Raw genomic sequence first — 17654 nt, 5'->3', positions numbered from 1 at the left:
GGCCGGCGCGGGCGCTCAGCTGAACCGCGTCATGGCCTTGCCGGGGGGCGACCGGATGCCCGCGCCCAGCGGGATGAGCACGTAGGCCCGGAACGCGAGCAGCAGCACGGTCCTGCCGAAAGTGCGGTCGTTTTGCATGGCTGCGGTTCCTGTGTTTTGGGGAATGGCGTTCAGGCGGCGCTGGCCACTTCGCGCAGGTGGTGGTGCTCATGCACGGGCATTGCGCGCCTTGCCTTCTGACGGGCCCCTGCACAGCGATTTTTGGCTCGAAGCAACGCGAGCAGATGTTGGCCGGCAGCGACCATCCATAGGGCATGCCGTAGCGATCCATGAGGATGGCCACGGTGTAGGCGCCTAGCGCGTAGAAGACGCCGTGCCCCAGCGACAGTTGACCATTGATGCCGACCAGGACGTTCAATCCCACGGCAGCTTCGCCGGCGAGGCGGTGATCGGCGTGCTGGCGTATGTGGCCGTGCGGGCCACGCTGCGCGCGGGCGGCTGCGCCGCAGGTGTGCTGCTGGCCGCCAGCGATGCCCGGCGGCAGCCGACGCTATAGGCCAGCTCAACGAAAGCGGGGCGGAAAATGCATTGTGGTCCGGCGCGCTTGTCTCTACGCTTGGTTGCACTACTTCACTTGCCCATCGCCTCGACATGCACCAGGACGAATCCATCACCCACAACTTCCACGCGCGCAACTATCCGCTGAAGGTCCATGCGGGAGACAACGCGCTGGCCGCGCTGCCCCGGGAACTGCAACGCATTGGCGCATCGCGCGCGCTGATCCTGTGCGGGCGCAGTGTGCATGAGCGCACCGACCTGACGCAGCGGATCGAGACGCTGGCCGGCGGCCGTGTCGCAGGCATCTTCTCCGGGATCTCCGAAGGCGCGCCGGCGGAGTCCATCGAAGAAGCCGCGGCCAAGGCGCGTGAGCTCGATGCAGATGCGCTGATCGCGGTGGGGGCGGGCAGCGTGATCAAGGGCGCAAGGGTGGTGGCCATGCTGCTTGGCGAGAACCGCCCCTTGCTGGAGATGGCAACCGTTCACCGTGAGAACGCGCCAGCCGTCAGTCAGCGCCTGGCGTCGCCGAAGATGCCTATCTTCAATGTGCTGACCTCGCCCACGTCGGCGCAGAACCGCGGCGGTTCGGCCGTGCGCTACCGCGGCGATGCGCACCACCTCGAATTCTTCGATCCGAAGACGCGCCCGCGGGCGGTGTTCTGGGATTCCCGCGCGCTTGCGACAGCGCCGTTGACGCTGGCCCGATCCACCAGCTTCGAGATCTACTGGTGGGGCCTCATGTGCATGGGGGCCCTCGAGACGACCAATCCGCTGGCCCAGGCCAGCCGACGCCATGCGTGGCACCTCGCCCGGCAGTCCTACCCGAGGCTGGGCCCGGAGGGCGGCGCCGCCGCGCTGATCGACCTGTGTGCTGCCGGGCTGCTGCAAAACCGCGACGAGGAAGACGGCGGTCGCCCATGGTCCTGCCATCTGCTGGCGCGCGCCGCCTACGCCTCGGCCGTCGCCGTCTTCAACCACTACGACGGGGTAACGCAGCCGCGCGGCTACGCCGCGTTCGCGCCGGCCATGATCCGCGCGCTCGGCGCCTGCGTTCCGGACGTGACGCGCGCGCTGGGCGAAGCGCTCGGCATGGCGCTGCCGGATGGGAGCGCCGATGCCGAACTGGCCGAGCGTGTCGCCGCGCACGTGGCGCGTGACTTCCAGGCGCAGGGGTGGCGCACCGATCTGCACGACCGCGGCATCCCCGCGGCCGATGCGCCCATGCTGCTCGCACTGGCACTGCGGAACTACAACGCCAACCACGATCGCCTGCTCGACCCGCATCGCGAGGCCATGCGCGCGGCCATCGCGGCGACCCTTGCGCCGCAGTAGGCCTTAAACCTGGCTCGCGGTGTACTCCGGAAGACCTGCGTGGCAAAGGTCCGCAGGCTTGGAAGCGGACCGCGGGCACGGCCCGTTGATTTAGGCTGACTAAAAGATTTCAGCAACAAAGCTGCCTTGTTGCTGAGCAGGCGGATAGCTACATTAAAGGACGCGGGGCTGGAAATCTGGTTCTGCAAACGACCCCCGTATGGGGGCCGCATCGGCATCAGACAGTGAGAAAGAAGGGGAACCCATGTCAAAGAAAATCCTGATCACCGGCGCCAGCTCCGGCTTCGGTCGTGGCGCGGCGATTGAACTCGCCCGCCGCGGGCACGAAGTCGTCGCGGCGGCCGAAACCTGGCCTCAGGTACGGAGCCTGCGCGCGGACGCCGCAAGCGCTGGCGTCAAGCTCGAAGTCATCAAGCTCAACCTCCTCGACGGCATCGATATCGCGCACGCCACGGGTTACGACCCCGATGTGCTCGTGCTCAATGCCGGCGCGATGGAGAGCGGGTCCATCATCGATATCCCGATGGAGCGGGTGCGCGAATCGTTCGAGATCAACGTCTTCGGTCACATGAAGCTGGCGCAGGGCATCGTCCCGAAGATGGTGGCGCGCAAGTCCGGCAAGGTGGTGTGGACCTCGTCGATGGGCGGCATCCTCGTGATTCCGTTCGTGGGCGTGTACTGCGCGACGAAGCACGCCATCGAAGGCATCGCCGGGGCCATGAAGGCCGAGTTGGCACCGTACGGCGTCAAGGTCGCGACCGTGAACCCCGGCGTGTTCGGCACCGGCTTCAACGACACCGGTGCGGAAAGCCATGTGCAGTGGTACGACGCCGACCGCGCCGTCGTTCCCATGCCCGACTTCGGAGGCGCCCTCGCGGATCAGTCCGATCCGCAGGACATGATCGACGCGATGGTCGAGATCATTCCGGCCGAGGCGCATCTCTATCGCACGATGCGCCCCGTCGGCACGATCGCCGTCGCCAGGCAGTGGCAGGAAACGGAGTGGACCCAGAATGCCTGACATCACCCTCGAAGACGCGCAGCGCCTCGTGGCCAAGGGCCGTGCCGCCGCCGAAGCGGCCGGCATGAAGGCGGTCTTCGCGGTCCTTGACAAGGGCGCGAACCTGGTGGCTTTCGCCCGGATGGATGGCGCCTGGCTGGCGTCGAACGAACTGGCCATTGCGAAGGCACGCACGTCGGTGATGTTCCAGGCGCCCACCGACGCCCTGAACGCGCCGCTGGAGCTGGGCAAACCGGTTCTGCGTTTCGACCACATCCACAGCGGCGGCCTGCTGCTCGTGGGGGGCGGTGTGCCCCTGCTCGACGACGATGGCGTGTTGATCGGCGGGCTGGGGGCGTCGGGTGGCATGCCCGAGCAGGATGCGGCTCTCGCCCGCGCGGCCACCGCGAAGTAGCGCTGCCGCTGGCGATGCCTGACGGGCATCGCCAGCGCCTTCTTGCGCCGCAATCGACCTCAGGCCGTTCCCCGGCCCGCCTCCTGCTTTACCCATTCGAGGAAAGACCGGAAGGCAGGCGTCGTTGCGCGCGCGGCCGACCAGACCAGGTAGTAACCGGTGTCGCTGCGCCCCACGAAGTCGAAGGGCGCGACAAGCACGCCGACCTTCAGCAGTTCCCCAACGTACTCGCGCTGCACCATCGCAACGCCGAGTCCGTCGATAGCCGCCTGGATGGCCAGCGAGGAGTTCTCGAACGAGAGGCTGCGCTGCGGCTTCAGCCCAGACAACCCGGCAAGGCCGAGCCAGCGCTGCCAGTCGTCCATGCGGCGCACGGAGTGGAGCAGCGTCACCTTCGACAGGTCGGCGGGGGTGCTCAGGCGCTGCGGGCCGCGCAGGAACGACGGATTGCAGACCGGCTGAAAGGCGTCATCGAACAGCCGCAGGCCCTCCAGACCCGCGGGCAGGGTCTTGCCGACGAAGGACGCCATGTCGACGTCCTCCGCCTCGAAGCGGATTTCGCGGAAGCTGGTCATGAGCTGGATGTCGAGTTCCGGATGCGCGCCGTGGAAGCGCGACAGGCGCGGCACCAGCCACTTCTCCGCCAGCGTGGGCATCAGGCACAGTTTCAGCGTGTCGTGGCGCGGCCCGCGCGCGATGGCGTTGAGCGTCAGCTCGATGGTCTGGAACGCCTGCGTGAGCGCCGGGCGCAGCACCTGACCCGCATCCGTCAGCTCGATCGACCGGCCCTTGCGCCGCAGCAGCGGTACGCCAACCAGTTCCTCGAGCAGCTTCACCTGCTGGCTGACCGCGCCGGGCGTGACGCACAACTCTGCCGCAGCGTTGGAGACGCTCTGATGGCGCGCGGTGGCCTCGAAGGCCCGCAGCCCAAGCAAGGGGAGGCGGATACGGTTCATTTAATTTAGTTTTTCTAAAAAATAACGAAGAAAAAACTGCCTTGTTCACACCGATATCAGCTGGCTACACTGGCTTCTAGTTAATCCAGGATATCAGCTGCCGGCACTGAACTCTAGTAAATCTAAAACGATAAGGCAATTCATGGAAATCACGAAATATCCAGAAACGCACTTCCGGAATGACGCGCAGGGCATGACCCTGCTGGCCGCACGTTACCGCGGCACCGGCGGGCTGCGTTTTCCGCCGCCTGAGTTCCTTCAGGCCGGCGAAGCGGCGGAGCCCGTCGCCATGGGCACGGGCGGCCGCCTGTACACCTTCACCACGGTCCACCCGGGCAAGGCGCCCGCGTACGCCCTGGGCATGGTGGATTTCGAGAACGGCCTGAGGGTCTTCGGCCGACTGCTGTGGCAAGGCGACGCTGTGCCGGCCATCGGCGACGCCGTGCGCACCGTTGCGTTCACGCTGCCGGACGGCACGCCCGACTATGCCTTCGAGCCGCTGAAGGGCACCGCATCATGAGCGCACCTCTGATCACGGGCGTCGGCATTTCCGACTTCGGCCGCTTTCCCGATCTCACCGAAGAAGCGCTGGCCCAGGCGGCCATCCTGGCCGCGCTGAAGGACGCCGGCCTGGGCCTGCGCGATGTGCAGGCGTTCTATTGCGGCAATGCCCTGGGTGGGCATCTGCCCGGGCAGCGCGCGCTGCGCGAGCTGGGCACCGGCGGCGAGGCAGTCTACAACATCGACAACGCCTGCTCCAGCGGCGCCACCGCCTTCCACCTGGCACTGCAGGCATTGCGGGCCGGCCAGTACGAGACGGTGCTGGTGTTCGGCATGGACCACCTGAGCGGCCTGGGCGGAGGTGCGTTGCCGCTGAACGGGCGCGACTGGAACAACCGGCGCGGCTTGATCATGCCCGCGCTGTATGCGATGCGCGCCAAGCGCTACATGCACGAGTACGGCATGTCCGCCGAGGCACTGGCCGATGTGTCGGTGAAGAACCGGCGCCATGGCGTGCACAACCCCATCGCGACGTTCTGCCGCGAGGTCACGCGCGAAGAGGTGTTGTCCTCGCGCATGGTGGCCGACCCGCTGACGCTGCTGCAGTGCTGCCCGGGCGTGGTGGACGGTGCCGCCGCGCTGGTGCTGAGCACGCGGCCCGCGCAAGGCGTGGGCAAGCCGGTGCGCGTGCTGGCTTCGGTGGTGCAGTCAGGCCTGTTCGAGATCCACCAGGTCGACATGACCGAGGCGGAGATCACGCGGCGCGCAGCGAGGCTGGCCTACGAGCAGGCCGGTGTCGGTCCGCGCGACCTCAGCCTGATCGAACTGCACGATGCCTTCACCATCTCGGAGCTGCTGTACTACGAGGCGCTGGGCCTGTGCGAGCGCGGCGAGGCGCCGCGGCTGCTGGCCAGCGGCGCCACCGCGCTCGGTGGCCGCATCCCGGTGAACGTGAGCGGCGGCTTGCTCGCCAAGGGCCATCCGCCCGGCGCCACGGGCGTCGCGCAGATCGTCGAGCTGTGCGAGCAGCTGCAGGGGCGCGCCGGCCGGCGCCAGGTCGGCGGTGCGCGCATCGGGCTGAGCCAGGTGACGGGCGGGGGCATCTGGGGCGTGGACCACGCCGCCTGTTCCATTCACATCCTCGCCGCTTGAGGAAGGAGCGACCATGACGGACCAAGCCACTCCCGCCGGCCTCGCCGGCCTGAGCGCGATCGTGACCGGCGGTGCAAAGGGCATCGGCCTGGGCATCGCGCGCAGCCTGGCCGAGGCCGGCTGCCGCCTTGCACTGTGGGACATCGACGGCGATGCGCTCGAGGCCGCGGCCGAGGAACTGCGCGCCGGCGGTGCCGATGTCTCGGCGCGGCGTGTCAGCGTGACCTCGATGGAGGAGGTGCAGGCGGCCGCCGCGGAGTTCCTGGCGCGCAACGGCCGCATCGACGTGCTGGTCAACAACGCCGGCATCGGCGGCGACAAGCTCGTGACCAAGATGGCGCTGGACTTCTGGCAGCGCGTCATCCAGACCAATCTGACCTCGCAGTTCATCTGCTGCAAGGCGGTGCTTCCCGCGATGCTCGAACAGAAGTTCGGCCGCATCGTCAACCTGTCGTCGCGCGCCTGGCTGGGCAACCGCGGCCAGGCCAGCTACTCGGCCTCCAAGGGCGGCGTTGTCAGCTTCACCCGCAGCCTGGCGCTGGAGTTCGCGCGCAGCGGCATCACCGCCAACGCCATTGCGCCCGGCATCGTCGAGACGCCCCTGTTCGGCACGCTCGCGCCCGAAGTCCGGCAGGACCTGCAGCGCACGGTGCCGATGCAGCGCATCGGGCAGGCCGAAGATGTCGCCAACGCGGTGCGGTTCTTCGCATCGCCCGCCTCGGGCTACGTGACCGGGCAGGTGCTGTATGTGTGCGGCGGCCGCAGCCTGAGCAGCGCATCGGTCTGACCCCGGCCCCAAGGAGACAGTCATGAAAAGAAGAGAGTTCACGCTTGCCGCTGCCGCGGCGCTGCTCGCGCCGGCGTTGTCCGCGCGGGCCGACAGCTATCCGTCGCGCGCTGTGCGCCTGATCGTCCCGTATCCGCCCGGCGGAGGCACCGACACGGTGGCCCGCACCGTGTTCGCGCACGTCGCCGCGCTCCTGGGGCAGCCATTTGTCGTGGAGAACAAGGCGGGCGCGGGCACGACGATCGGTCTGGCCGAACTGGCACGCTCGCATCCCGACGGCTACACGGTCGGCGTCGGCGGCAGCAGCGACCCGCTGCTGCCGCTGCTGTACGGCAAGCTTCCGTTCAACCCGGTGGCCGACCTGTCGTTCGTGGCCACGCTGGCGACGGTGCCGATCGTGCTCGTGGCCGGCCCGGGCCTGCCGGCGAAGACCATGCGCGAACTGCTGAGCGTCGCCAGGGCCAAGGGTGCGCAGCCGCTGGGCTACGCGTCGCCCGGCACCGCATCGCCGCACCACCTGGCGGGCATCTATCTGGCGCAGATGGCGGGGATTGCGCTGGAGCATGTCCCATACAAGGGAAGCGCGCAGGCGATCAGCGACGTGATCGGCGGCCATGTCCCGCTGGCGATGCTGGGGTTGCCTTCCGCGCTGCCGTTCATGCGCCAGGGCAAGCTGAAGATACTCGGCGTGGCGAGCGCGCAGCGCTCCGCGTTGGCGCCCGATATCCCGACCATCAGCGAGGGTGGCGTGCCGGGTTTCAGCGCGGGTTATTGGTGGCACGTGACCGTCCCCACGGGAACGCCGCAGCCGGTCATTGGCCAGTTGCGCGAGGCGATCGACAAGACGCTGCGCACGCCCGCGCTGACGGAGTCGCTGCTCAAGAGCGGTTTCGAGCCGATGCTGCTGTCGCCTGCCGAGGCGGAGAGGGCGCTCAAGGAGGATACCGCCAGGTGGACGAAGGTGATCCGTGAGAACAACCTGCGTGGCGGCTGAACGGGAAAGGAACTGAGATGCTTGGCGATTCACTTTCAGGCGTGCGCGTCGTGGACTTCACCCAGGTCGCGGCCGGGCCCGTGTGCACGCATACGCTCGCCGACCTCGGCGCGGACGTTATCAAGGTCGAGGCCCCTCAGGGAGAACTGGGCCGCGCGCTGGCTCCCTTCGTCGAGGGCCAGAGCCTGGCCTTCCTCGCCCTCAACGGCAACAAGCGCAGCGTGGCGCTCGACCTGAAAGATCCGCCCCAGCGTGAGGCGGCGCTCCAGCTGGCCGCCGGCGCGGACGTGGTGGTGGAGAGTTTCCGCCCCGGCGTGATGCAGCGCCTCGGGCTGGGCTACGAGGACGTCAGGCAGCGCAATCCGGACGTGATCTATTGTTCCGTCTCTGCCTACGGGCAGCAGAGCGCGTGGCGGCACAAGCCCGGCGTCGACGGGGTGCTGCAGGCCGCCTCGGGTCTGATGAGCGTGACCGGGCTGCCGGATGCGCCCCCCTGCAAGGTGCAGGTCCCGATCGTCGACATGGTGACGGGCTACATGGCGGCGATCGGCGTTCTGGGCGCGCTCGCCCGGCGCGCGCGCGACGGCGCCGGGCAATGGCTGGACATCGGCATGTTCGCATCCGCCGTCGCGCTGCAGGAGTCGAGCTTCGCCAGTTTTTTCGCGGACGGCGTGGCACCCGAGCGCATCGGCAGCGCCGCACCCTATGCGGCACCCAACGAGGCGGTGCGCTGCGCGGACGGGTGGATCATGCTGGCCGCCTACCATCCTTCCCGCTGGGAGGCACTGTGCGAAGTGCTCGCATGCCGCGAGCTGCTGTCCGACCCACGCTTTCTCGATCTGCCCGGGCGCATCGCGCATCGCAAGGAACTGGTAGCGCTGCTGGAAGAGCGCATGACGCTTCGCCCGCGAAGCGAGTGGCTGCAGCGCTTCGAGGCGGTGGACATCATCTGCGCGCCGATCAACGACTATGCGGAGGCGGTTGCCTCGCCGGCCTTTACCGGCGCGGACCTGGCTGAGATGGTCCGTCATCCGGTCGCGGGCGACCTGACCTTGCCCCGCACGCCCCTGCGCGCGGTCGGAGAAGTGCCGCGCACCCGGCGTCCCGCCCCGCTGGTGGGCGAACACACCCGCGAGGTGTTGCTGGAAGCAGGCGTACAGTTGGTTGGGCCACACAAGTAGCGGTCGATCCTCCAGCCAGGCGAAATCCAAAGACACCGGAGGTGAACGATGACAAAGGCCAATGCCGCAAGCCTGGATGCCCCGGCGATCTTCTCGCCGACATGCGAGGCCTGGATCTCCCGGGCACAGGCTTGGCACCCACGTCTCACCGAAACCCCGAAGTTCGACGAAAGCCCGCTGCCCGAAGTGGTGAAAGATCCGATTGCCGCGCACTTCGCAGCCAGCACCTCATAGACCATCCCGTGCCCAGCCTGCCGAACCTCTCGGCGCAAATGGTGGAGCCCAACGCTTGTCTCGAACGATCAACCGACTGCACTGCCGTCGACCCCACCCAGAAAGGAGAGAACCCATGCCGGTGACCATGGAGGTGAGAGATTTCATCGCTACCGTGACCTTGAACCGCCCGGAGGCGATGAATGCCATCGACCCGGAGTCCGCCGCGCAGCTGCACGAGGCCTGGAACGAGATATCGACCCGCAAGGACGTGCGGGTCGGCATCCTCACCGGAGCCGGCGAGCGCGCCTTTTGCACCGGCGCCGATCTGAAGAAGACCATGCCGCCCGTGGAAAGCTTCGCCGAACTGCATTTCGGCTCTCGGGCCGGCGTCCCGCCGGTCTCGACCCTGCAGACCCAGAAACCGATGATCGCGGCGATCAACGGCTTCGCGCTGGGCGGCGGGCTCGAGCTGGCGATGCTCTGCGACATCCGCATCGCCGTGAGCACGGCGGTGTTCGGCCTGCCGGAGGTGTGCATCGGCAGCATCCCGGGCGGCGGCGGAACGCAGCGCATCGTGCGTGCGGTCGGCCAGTCGGACGCGATGCTGATGCTGCTGACCGGCGAGCGCATCGATGCGCAGGAGGCGCTGCGTATCGGCCTGGTGAGCCGGGTGGTGGCGCCGCAGGAACTCGCGGCGGCGGCGCGCGCGATCGCGCAGCGCATCGCGACGAATGCTCCGCTGGCCGTGGTGGCGGCCAAGAAGCTCGCCCAGGCCGGTCGCGAACTGCCGCTGGCGGCCGGGCTCGAACTGGAGCAGCAGAGCTTCGGTAACCTGCGCGACTCGGAAGATCGGATCGAGGGGCGGCGCGCTTTCGCCGAGAAGCGCAGGCCGAGCTTCCAGGGACGTTGAACGCGCGCAGGCGCCATGTCGTCGCAGTCGCGCGTTGTGTTCGCATCTTCTTCATCGCGTACTCGGCGAACCTGGTCGAGCTAGCGGCGTAGCAGATCAGTGATAACCGACCGCCAGGCAGCCGGTTGCTTTGCCGTCGTCGCGCCGCCGCCGGCGGCACCCGAGCCGATGCGCACCTACCGGAACGCCGGCGACCGCATTTCGCCGGATGGGGTAGTCGCAGAGACGAGGAACCGCATCATTCCGTCTCAATCCGCGAACGCGAGCCGGGTGTAGCGCCGGGTTGCAATCGAGCCGTACTTCGGACACACTGGTGCTCACGGAGGCGCCACGATGTGGATTCGGCGGCGAGCGCTCAAGCGCGGCGTTCCTCCTTGTTTGAATGGATACGAAACGAGAAGCAAGTCATGAAGTTTCTGAGGACCCTCCCGCAACGACCTCCGATGCCCGCAATGGCGGCCGGAGTCTGCCCGAGTCCTCAAGATGCGCGCGAAAAAGGCTGATTGCTAGCGCGTTGCATGAGAATCGACGATCCGGACGCCCCTTGCGGGCGTTTTTCATTTCAGGCCTTGTTTTTTTCGCTGAACTCGAAATCCGGAGCGGATCATGAAATTCTCGCAGCAATTTTACTCAAACGGCTTCTTTGAACAGGACAACTCCAGGCTGGAACTGACCGACCTCGCCCGCAAGGCGTGTTTCATCCACCAGGACGCCGCAGGGCTTTATTCGTGGATGTCGCTGGGCCTGAGGGCACAGCGGGGCATCGAGAACATCGTGCGCGAGGAGATGGACCGCGCCGGCTTCTGTGAAATCCAGATGAGCCTGCTGCAGGATGCCGACCTGTGGCAGCAAAGCGGGCGGCTAGATATCTACGGTGACGAACTGATGCGGCTGAAGAGCCGCTCCGGGCGGCTGTTCTGCCTGGGGGCGACGTGCGAGGAATTGACCACCAACATGGTCAAGACGCACTACAACAAGACGGACATGAGTCTTGGCCTGTATCAGTTCGGCAACAAATATCGCGACGAGCTAAGGACTCGCGGCGGATTGACCCGGGCCAGAGAATTCATCATGAAAGACGCGTACTCGTTCAATGCTACGGAAGCCGGCTCGCGCGCAGCCTATGAGTCCGTTCGCGAAGCGTATCTGCGCATCTTCAGGCGGCTGGGGCTGGACGTGATCGTGAAGTCCAGCGACAACGGGGAGATCGGCGGGCAAAGCTCGGAGGAGTTCCATGTACTCAGCGAACTGGGCGAGGACGAGACCGACGACCAGAAATCGCTCGAGTGCGCGCACATTTTCGATCTGGGTGATCGTTACTCGAAGGCCATGGGGCTGGTGAACGCCAAAGGCGAATTCGTCAGAATGGGCTGCTACGGAGTCGGCATCTCGCGCCTCGCGATGCTCCTGCTCAGTCGCCAGCGCGATGATCGAGGATTTTGGGGCAGCAAGGCGTTCAATACCTTCGATGTCGCTCTGACGGTCATCGAGTGGGACCGCCAGGAGCGTCAGGAGGCCGCTGAGGCGCTGCGGCGCGAACTGCAGGCGAGGGGGGTGAGCGTGCTGGTGGACGACCGCTCGACGCACGCGGGGAAAAAGCTTGCCGACGCTGAGCTGATCGCGTGTCGGCAACGCGTGGTCGTCGGCAAACAGGCGATCGAGTCGGGCCGTTTCGAGTGGATGAACCGGCGAACCCTTGAACGCGAAAGTGCAACGGGAGCGGAGGTCGTGGAGCTTTGCTCGAGACAGTGAGCGATGCTGTACGGCGGAAGCCTGTTACGTGACTCGGTGCCACCATTCGTAACCGACGACATCCTGAAGTTTTGCCCGCTCTGGTATGGATCGCGCCAATCCAGCCACCGCCGGCGACAAGCTGTGCCTGTGTCGGCCCGGATGCGAGAGGACGGGAAGCCGAAGCCATTTACCGGGCCGAAAGACGCGCTGGTCGTGCCCGGCATCGAGGCAGACTGATGGCAAGGGCTAGCGAGCCTTGATGATGACAGCCCTCAGCTTCTTCAACTTCAGCAATGCTACGGTGTCAACTCACGCCCTGCAGTAGTTACACAAGATCGATATGAGTTGGCACCGGCTTGTGGTGAGCCGGTGCCAACTGTCCCGGACATGGGGCGCAGGGTGCTTACATGCTGCCTGGTTTGTTCACCGAAATCGAAACGGCATACGTGCTTGCGGAACCAAACCACGCCAGCGTCATGCCGCCCAGTGGCAACTGCAGCACTGACTTGCAGGTCGTTGCCGCACCGGCTGTCGTCGTGCAGGCATTGGCGGCACGGTGACGCATCCCGTCGAACGGATCGTTGAAGCTCAGTACGTCCGTATGCTGGTCGGCAAAAGTGCGCGTGACGGTGGTCCCATTCTGCGCGGTAATGGTGTGACTATCTTCGGTGACCGCGCTCAGGCCAGTGCTGTTGTAGACATAGCTTTGCCAGAAGGCGCTTGTCGTACCAACCGCGGGCAGGGGCAGTGTCGTCTGCGGAACAAAGACGCCCACGCCTCCCCCCGCGTCCAGCACGGTCGCTATCCAAAGGACTTTCCCCTGTGCATTTCTGAACCCGAATGCGTGAAATCCGTTGCTGTGCTGGCTCCCGTCATCCACCCAATTCGCGCCGCCATCGGAAGTGGCGACCAGATGCCCATAGGGTGTGGCGGTATCGACTGCGCAGCTACTGTAGCCAGTGCAGTTGGTGGCCGCCGAAGTGACTCCATTTGAATAATGATGGGTACCAAACTGATTTTGAGATGGGCCATTGAAGATGGCGTAGTTGTAGGCCCCATTGATGACGCTCGGGTCCAGGGTCTGCGCCGGCATCGAGAGCGAAACCGTACCCGTCGTGCCGGTCCCGTTGGTCCAGGCCGCAAGCCCGGATTTGGCAACGAGCAAGCGTGTCGAGCCCGTATCGTTCAAAGTGAAATCGCAGCTCGTCGCGCCTTTGGTGAGCTGATAGGTCGTGCCGCTCATGGCGACGGTCAACTTCGTCGCATCCACCGTCACCAGTTTCGCGGACCCATCGGACAGCTTGATCAGGCGGTGATCGCCGCTCTTCAGCGCCGTGCAATCCGGGTTTGCCGGCGCCAGAATGGTGGCGAGGGTCGACGCAGCGGCGGTGGTGCTGCCGGTGCTGTTGGCAACAGCAGTGCTCAGTTCGCCCAAACTCGTACCGGCACTCGTGATCGTCGATTGCAGGGTGTCCAGGATGGCGTCATAGCCCTGATGGCTGCCTGCGGTGATCGTGCCGCCGATAAAGTCGCCGACGCTTGAAGGATCGACCCCGGCGTTCTTGAGTACCGAAACCAGGGCCGATTGGGCGCTGCTGACCGCTGTAGCGCTCACTGCCGTGGTCGGACCAAAGGCTGACGCAAATTGGACCGGATCTTGCCCGCTCAGCTGGGCGACCAGCAGTTCGGTCAGCGGCGTGATATGCGCGGTTGCATTGCTGCTGCCCGACCCGGAACCTGGCACCAGGGAGTGCAAGACGACCTTGCTGTCGCTGCTGGTGGCGGTCAGCACGCAGGGCAGGCTTCCACCCTTGATCGTGACCGAATAGCTGCCGTCCGTGGCCGTCGTTGCCGCTCCGGAACCTGATGCGCAGGTCATATTGACCGCGGCACCGGACAAAGGCAGACCGGTGGCGACTACACCGCCGACGGTCTGCGCCGCCGGCGTTTGCGTGGCCGTTCCGCCTGATGTGGAGGCGGAATCCCCGCTGCCTCCGCCGCCTCCGCAGGCGGCCAACGAAAGCGCCGCAAAGCTGATCGCAATAGGTTTGAGCTTCATTTTTTTCTCCCTGACCCGTTCTAGTTAGTGGCTCGGATTTTCCGGAAGCCCATCTCGCCCGTCATCATTCAGATGAATGAAATTCAGGGATTGTCGCGGTCCCTCCTGCAGAAAAGCTGTGATAGATTGACAAAAAAGAGATGGTTCTGGCCTGGCCTGCGAAGCTTTGGGCCGAATACGCCACAATTGAATTGCAGTGCTTTTTGGGAGGAAAGCAATTGCCGAGAGACCAGCTTATCGGGGACCTCTACGAGGCCGCGCTGCGCCACGACAGCTTCCTGGATGTGTTCCAGCAAGCCATCACAACGTTCGGCGCCAATTACTTCCACATGTTCAGTTGGGATGCTGCACGCAATGCGCCACACCTTTCGACCTATTCGCCGGGGTTGCCGGATAGCCAGATTGCGCTATACGACCAGTATTACGGTGCGCTCGATCCACGCCGCAGCGTGGTCGGGAACGCTGGCGTTGGGGAGTTGATTTCCTGTCAGGACTTTCTCTCCGACGAAGACGTCGCGCGCAGCGAGTTCTTTCAGGACTACCAGATTCCGATGGGCGTGCGTTACCTGATGGGCGTACGCCTGGCGCGCCCCGGCGGCAGCGACATTCTGCTGGGCATGCTCCGTTCATATGGCAGAACGCCCTATTCGCCCGAAGAGCGCGCCACTGCGGCCAGCATGACCGGGCATCTGCAACGCGCCATCAATCTATGGCAGGACGCGCAGATTCTGCATCGCGATGCCGCGGTCGGTTCCGAACTGATGGAAGAGCTGGATCTTGCCGTCTTGGCTTTGGACGTGCGCTCCCGCGTCGTCTTTGCCAATCAGGTTGCCGAATCGATGCTGCACGCGAGCGCCTGCCTGAAGCTGCTGCATGGGCGCCTGACGGCCGCGGTTGCCGCCGAGAACGACGCGCTGCAAGCGGCCATCGCACGCGTCGCCAAGAGCAGGAAGGGTGAGAGCCTGGCCCTGCAAGGCGCAATGAGCGCAACACATGCGCTTTTTCTCAACATCACGTACCTTCCCGCACTGGCCATGCGCTCGGCCTTTGGCGAGGCAACCGTCATGGTGACCGTCCGGCGGCGAAGCGCAGGCGCGCTGGTTGTCGCCCAACAGTTACGGCAAGCGTTCGGCTTGTCAAAAGCGGAAGCTGCGGTGGCGGAGGCGCTCGTCAGCGGCAGGACACCTGACGAATGTGCGGCGAGCATCGGCGTTTCACTTGCCACCATCCGTACGCAACTGCGGGCCATTTACGAGAAGACGCATTCTCGAAACCAGGCGGAGGCTGTGAGTGCGATGCTGTGGGTGCTGCCACGACGCGCACACGAAGACTGACGGCGGCAGTTCGGCAGTCTTTGATCTGAACTCGGTATGCGCCGGAGTACGCCTGCGCCGCAGAAGGACCCTTCAAGGGCCATCCTCGCAACTGGACTGATAGGTCACCGAGCTGCACTGCCCCAGCACCCGGGCAACACCTCCAGCAGGATGGGCGACACTGTCAATCAGGCGATTTTTTCTACGAATTTCTGACGCAGGACATTAGTCGGGAATGGCCGATTCGGCAGCCAAGTTCCGCCGAAAATCCGGCGTCTTCATCAACGCCATCAGGATGGACATGAGCAGCGAAGCTGCAGAGCGAGCCGAGAAGGAAAAAATCCCGGTAGATTATATTTTTTAGGAATTATTTCGTTGTTTGATTGCAGCCAAATTTATCAATTGACTCAATCAGGCTGGTCATTTCTTCCTTGTTGAGCGTGTCTGCCCGCAAAACACTCGCGGTGCCGCCATTTTTGAGAATATTTTGTATTTCATTTCTGAATAAAGTGAGGGATAGCGTACGAAGCCCGCAGGCGGCGTAGAGCTTCGCTTCATTCGTGGATTCCTCGGATCTGATTATTTGCGTGAAATGTTCCGCTGCATTCCTGCTTTTTAGTATCTTCCTGTAAATTTTTTCATTTTCACTGGTATGGCCATAAAATCCAACCATGCCAAGGGAGAAATTCCTGGCGTGCGCCAGTTTTTCCTTGTCGCGGCCACTTTGGATGGTATCCGTGCCGGCGATTGATTGGGGCATGGAAAAGGTAGGCAGCAATATCAGGCAGGTTATGAATTTTCTCATATTGGAAGTGCTTGGCATCTGGGTAATGTGTTTTTTGAGTCCAGGAATGTAAACATGTGGTGCCGAAGGCGAACAGCACATCAGCTTGAAGTGAAGGCCGCGATGTTCGAGCCTTTGAAGGCGATGTCTCTCCGTGAGCGGCCTGTCGCCGATGGAGCGGGCCTGCCATCGGCCAGGGGTCCTATACGAGCGCCGCGTGGATGACAGCCTCAGCATCCATCCACGCACAATTCGTCCTACGGAAACGCGTTGGCTGCCGCGCAGTCAGAGACGGCGGCCTTCTCATCAAGTTGTATTTGCAAATGCGAAGTATACGCATTTGCGCTTCCGGGGCCAGCCTCTTGCGCTGCTGTGGCATGCCGACACCAAGACGCCGCTGCGCGGAAGAGAGCAAACCACTTCAGCTCAGCTTCCCCGGCATGCCCATATTTCCGCAAAATCTTATGCGGAAAACGTGCAAGGATCGGCGAAACCATTCGTTCCTTTCACATAGGCCGCTCGGTAGTCTTCTTCCCTGACACCAGCCTTCCCACACAAGGAGGGCGCTGAAACGAGGCGCAAAGTCGCCATTTCACGACGACAAGACGGGAGCAAGACAGATGATTCGCAAGCTGGCCATCGGATTCGCGGCACTGGCCGTGATCGGTTCCACCCAGACCGCCTGGGCCAATACCAACCTGCTGAACGTTTCCTACGACCCCACGCGCGAACTGTATGTGGACGTGAATGCCGCCTTTGCCAAGGCCTGGAAGGCCAAGGGCGGCGACGCGCTGACCATCCGCCAGTCGCACGGCGGCTCGGGCAAGCAGGCGCGTTCGGTGATCGACGGGCTGGATGCGGATGTGGTCACGCTGGCGCTGGGATACGACATCGACGCCATCGCCGAGAAGGGCTTGCTCAAGCCGGACTGGCAGAAGCGCCTGCCGCACAATGCTTCGCCCTATACCTCGACCATCGTGTTCCTGGTGCGCAAGGGCAATCCCAAGGGCATCAAGGACTGGAACGACCTGGTCAAGCCGGGCGTGCAGGTGATCACGCCCAACCCGAAAACCTCGGGCGGTGCACGCTGGAATTATCTGGCGGCGTGGGGCTATGCGCTGCGCCAGCCGGGCGGTAACGAGCAGAAGGCCAGGGAGTTCGTCGGCCAATTGCTGAAGAACGTGCCGGTGCTGGATTCCGGCGCCCGGGGCGCCACCACGACCTTTGTCGAGCGTGGCCTGGGCGATGTGCTGATCGCGTGGGAGAACGAGGCGATCCTGGCGGTCAAGGAGCTGGGTCCGGACAAGTTCGACATCATCGCGCCGTCGGTCTCGATCCTGGCCGAACCGCCCGTGGCCGTGGTCGACAAGGTGGTGGACAAGAAGGGCACGCGCAAGGTGGCCGAGGCCTACCTGCAGTTCCTGTACACCGACGAGGGCCAGGAGATCGCGGCCAAGAATTACTACCGTCCGATCTCGGAGAAGATTGCCGCCAAGTACGCGGCGAACTTCCCCAAAGTCAAGCTGTTCACCATCGATGAGGTCTTCGGCGGCTGGCAGAAAGCGCAGAAGGCGCACTTCGCCGACGGCGGCTCGTTCGACCAGGTCTATCAACCGGGCAAGAGGTAAGACGCAATCCAGCGCAGCGGCCGGGGGGGGGCATGCTCGCCACCCCGGCCTGCTCAAGAGTTGAAGGGGGGCGAACCAGCCGTCCCGCAAAAGCCGGCGGTATCCGCGCTTGCAATGCCGCCTCTCGGGGGGCC

Annotated in this window: 19 protein-coding genes; 15 read left to right on the top strand and 4 right to left on the bottom strand. The window is 64.6% G+C overall.

The window, feature by feature from the left end; genetic code table 11:
* Nucleotides 1-15: 15 nt before the first annotated feature.
* Nucleotides 16-138: a hypothetical protein gene (locus AC3FOF_RS08150; RefSeq protein WP_488726307.1), complete on the bottom strand. Its 123-nt coding sequence runs from the start codon at nt 136-138 to the stop codon at nt 16-18.
* Between the two features lie 235 nt (nt 139-373).
* Here AC3FOF_RS08150 and AC3FOF_RS08145 point away from each other — a divergent pair, with 235 nt between their 5' ends.
* From AC3FOF_RS08145 to AC3FOF_RS08130, 4 genes are all read left to right on the top strand, one after another.
* Nucleotides 374-556 carry a hypothetical protein gene (locus AC3FOF_RS08145; RefSeq protein ID WP_276268819.1) on the top strand — a complete coding sequence of 61 codons (183 nt, stop codon included), beginning with the start codon at nt 374-376 and terminating at the stop codon, nt 554-556.
* Nucleotides 557-651: 95 nt separating this feature from the next.
* Nucleotides 652-1890, top strand: coding sequence for an iron-containing alcohol dehydrogenase (locus AC3FOF_RS08140; RefSeq protein WP_488726264.1), 1239 nt, complete (start codon nt 652-654; stop codon nt 1888-1890).
* A 199-nt stretch (nt 1891-2089) separates the two neighbouring features.
* Nucleotides 2090-2911: an SDR family oxidoreductase gene (locus AC3FOF_RS08135; protein ID WP_488726263.1), complete on the top strand. Its 822-nt coding sequence runs from the start codon at nt 2090-2092 to the stop codon at nt 2909-2911.
* Complete coding sequence (locus AC3FOF_RS08130; protein WP_488726262.1) at nt 2904-3305, top strand: GlcG/HbpS family heme-binding protein; 402 nt, start codon at nt 2904-2906, stop codon at nt 3303-3305. Before AC3FOF_RS08135 ends, AC3FOF_RS08130 begins: the two co-directional genes overlap by 8 nt.
* A 59-nt stretch (nt 3306-3364) precedes the next feature.
* Here AC3FOF_RS08130 and AC3FOF_RS08125 read toward each other — a convergent pair whose 3' ends face one another.
* Nucleotides 3365-4261, bottom strand: a complete 897-nt coding sequence (locus AC3FOF_RS08125; protein ID WP_035809178.1) for a LysR substrate-binding domain-containing protein — start codon at nt 4259-4261, stop codon at nt 3365-3367.
* 142 nt (nt 4262-4403) lie between these two features.
* Between AC3FOF_RS08125 and AC3FOF_RS08120 the strand changes: the two genes are divergently transcribed.
* The 8 genes from AC3FOF_RS08120 to AC3FOF_RS08085 all read left to right on the top strand — a co-directional run bounded on the left by AC3FOF_RS08120 (nt 4404) and on the right by AC3FOF_RS08085 (nt 11754).
* Entirely contained in the window at nt 4404-4781 is a 378-nt protein-coding gene (locus tag AC3FOF_RS08120; protein WP_488726261.1) for a Zn-ribbon domain-containing OB-fold protein, read from the top strand.
* Nucleotides 4778-5914, top strand: a complete 1137-nt coding sequence (locus AC3FOF_RS08115) for a thiolase family protein (protein ID WP_488726260.1) — start codon at nt 4778-4780, stop codon at nt 5912-5914. The genes AC3FOF_RS08120 and AC3FOF_RS08115 overlap by 4 nt, the downstream gene beginning before the upstream one ends.
* A gap of 13 nt (nt 5915-5927) precedes the next feature.
* On the top strand, nt 5928-6701 hold the full coding sequence (locus AC3FOF_RS08110) for an SDR family NAD(P)-dependent oxidoreductase (RefSeq protein ID WP_276268815.1): 774 nt from the start codon (nt 5928-5930) through the stop codon (nt 6699-6701).
* A 22-nt stretch (nt 6702-6723) separates the two neighbouring features.
* Nucleotides 6724-7695, top strand: a complete 972-nt coding sequence (locus tag AC3FOF_RS08105) for a tripartite tricarboxylate transporter substrate binding protein (RefSeq protein WP_017229671.1) — start codon at nt 6724-6726, stop codon at nt 7693-7695.
* 17 nt (nt 7696-7712) lie between these two features.
* The gene (locus AC3FOF_RS08100; RefSeq protein ID WP_488726259.1) at nt 7713-8876 is read left to right on the top strand and encodes a CaiB/BaiF CoA transferase family protein; all 1164 of its coding nucleotides are present in this window, start codon (nt 7713-7715) and stop codon (nt 8874-8876) included.
* A 48-nt stretch (nt 8877-8924) separates the two neighbouring features.
* Nucleotides 8925-9110 carry a hypothetical protein gene (locus AC3FOF_RS08095; protein WP_488726258.1) on the top strand — a complete coding sequence of 62 codons (186 nt, stop codon included), beginning with the start codon at nt 8925-8927 and terminating at the stop codon, nt 9108-9110.
* A 115-nt stretch (nt 9111-9225) separates the two neighbouring features.
* On the top strand, nt 9226-10002 hold the full coding sequence (locus AC3FOF_RS08090) for an enoyl-CoA hydratase/isomerase family protein (RefSeq protein WP_276267347.1): 777 nt from the start codon (nt 9226-9228) through the stop codon (nt 10000-10002).
* A gap of 606 nt (nt 10003-10608) precedes the next feature.
* A complete protein-coding gene (locus AC3FOF_RS08085; RefSeq protein WP_488726257.1) occupies nt 10609-11754 on the top strand; it encodes an aminoacyl--tRNA ligase-related protein in 1146 nt (381 codons plus the stop codon).
* A 385-nt stretch (nt 11755-12139) separates the two neighbouring features.
* Here the strand turns inward: AC3FOF_RS08085 and AC3FOF_RS08080 are convergent, their stop codons facing one another.
* Nucleotides 12140-13795, bottom strand: a complete 1656-nt coding sequence (locus AC3FOF_RS08080) for a hypothetical protein (RefSeq protein ID WP_488726256.1) — start codon at nt 13793-13795, stop codon at nt 12140-12142.
* A 218-nt stretch (nt 13796-14013) separates the two neighbouring features.
* On the opposite strand from AC3FOF_RS08080, the gene AC3FOF_RS08075 reads away from it, so the two are divergent.
* Both AC3FOF_RS08075 and AC3FOF_RS08070 read left to right on the top strand, forming a co-directional pair.
* Nucleotides 14014-15129, top strand: a complete 1116-nt coding sequence (locus tag AC3FOF_RS08075) for a helix-turn-helix transcriptional regulator (protein ID WP_488726305.1) — start codon at nt 14014-14016, stop codon at nt 15127-15129.
* Nucleotides 15130-15343: 214 nt separating this feature from the next.
* Nucleotides 15344-15472, top strand: a complete 129-nt coding sequence (locus AC3FOF_RS08070) for a hypothetical protein (RefSeq protein ID WP_488726255.1) — start codon at nt 15344-15346, stop codon at nt 15470-15472.
* Nucleotides 15473-15475: 3 nt separating this feature from the next.
* On the opposite strand, the gene mchS3 is transcribed toward AC3FOF_RS08070, so the two are convergent.
* A complete protein-coding gene (gene mchS3, locus AC3FOF_RS08065) occupies nt 15476-15913 on the bottom strand; it encodes an MchS3 family protein (protein WP_488726254.1) in 438 nt (145 codons plus the stop codon).
* 599 nt (nt 15914-16512) lie between these two features.
* Here mchS3 and AC3FOF_RS08060 point away from each other — a divergent pair.
* Nucleotides 16513-17520, top strand: a complete 1008-nt coding sequence (locus AC3FOF_RS08060; protein ID WP_276267341.1) for a sulfate ABC transporter substrate-binding protein — start codon at nt 16513-16515, stop codon at nt 17518-17520.
* Nucleotides 17521-17654: the final 134 nt, after the last annotated feature.

The organism is Cupriavidus sp. 96C5-1, from assembly GCF_057798855.1.
Note: the sequence above shows the minus strand (reverse complement) of the source record. Positions and strands in the feature narration are given on the sequence as shown.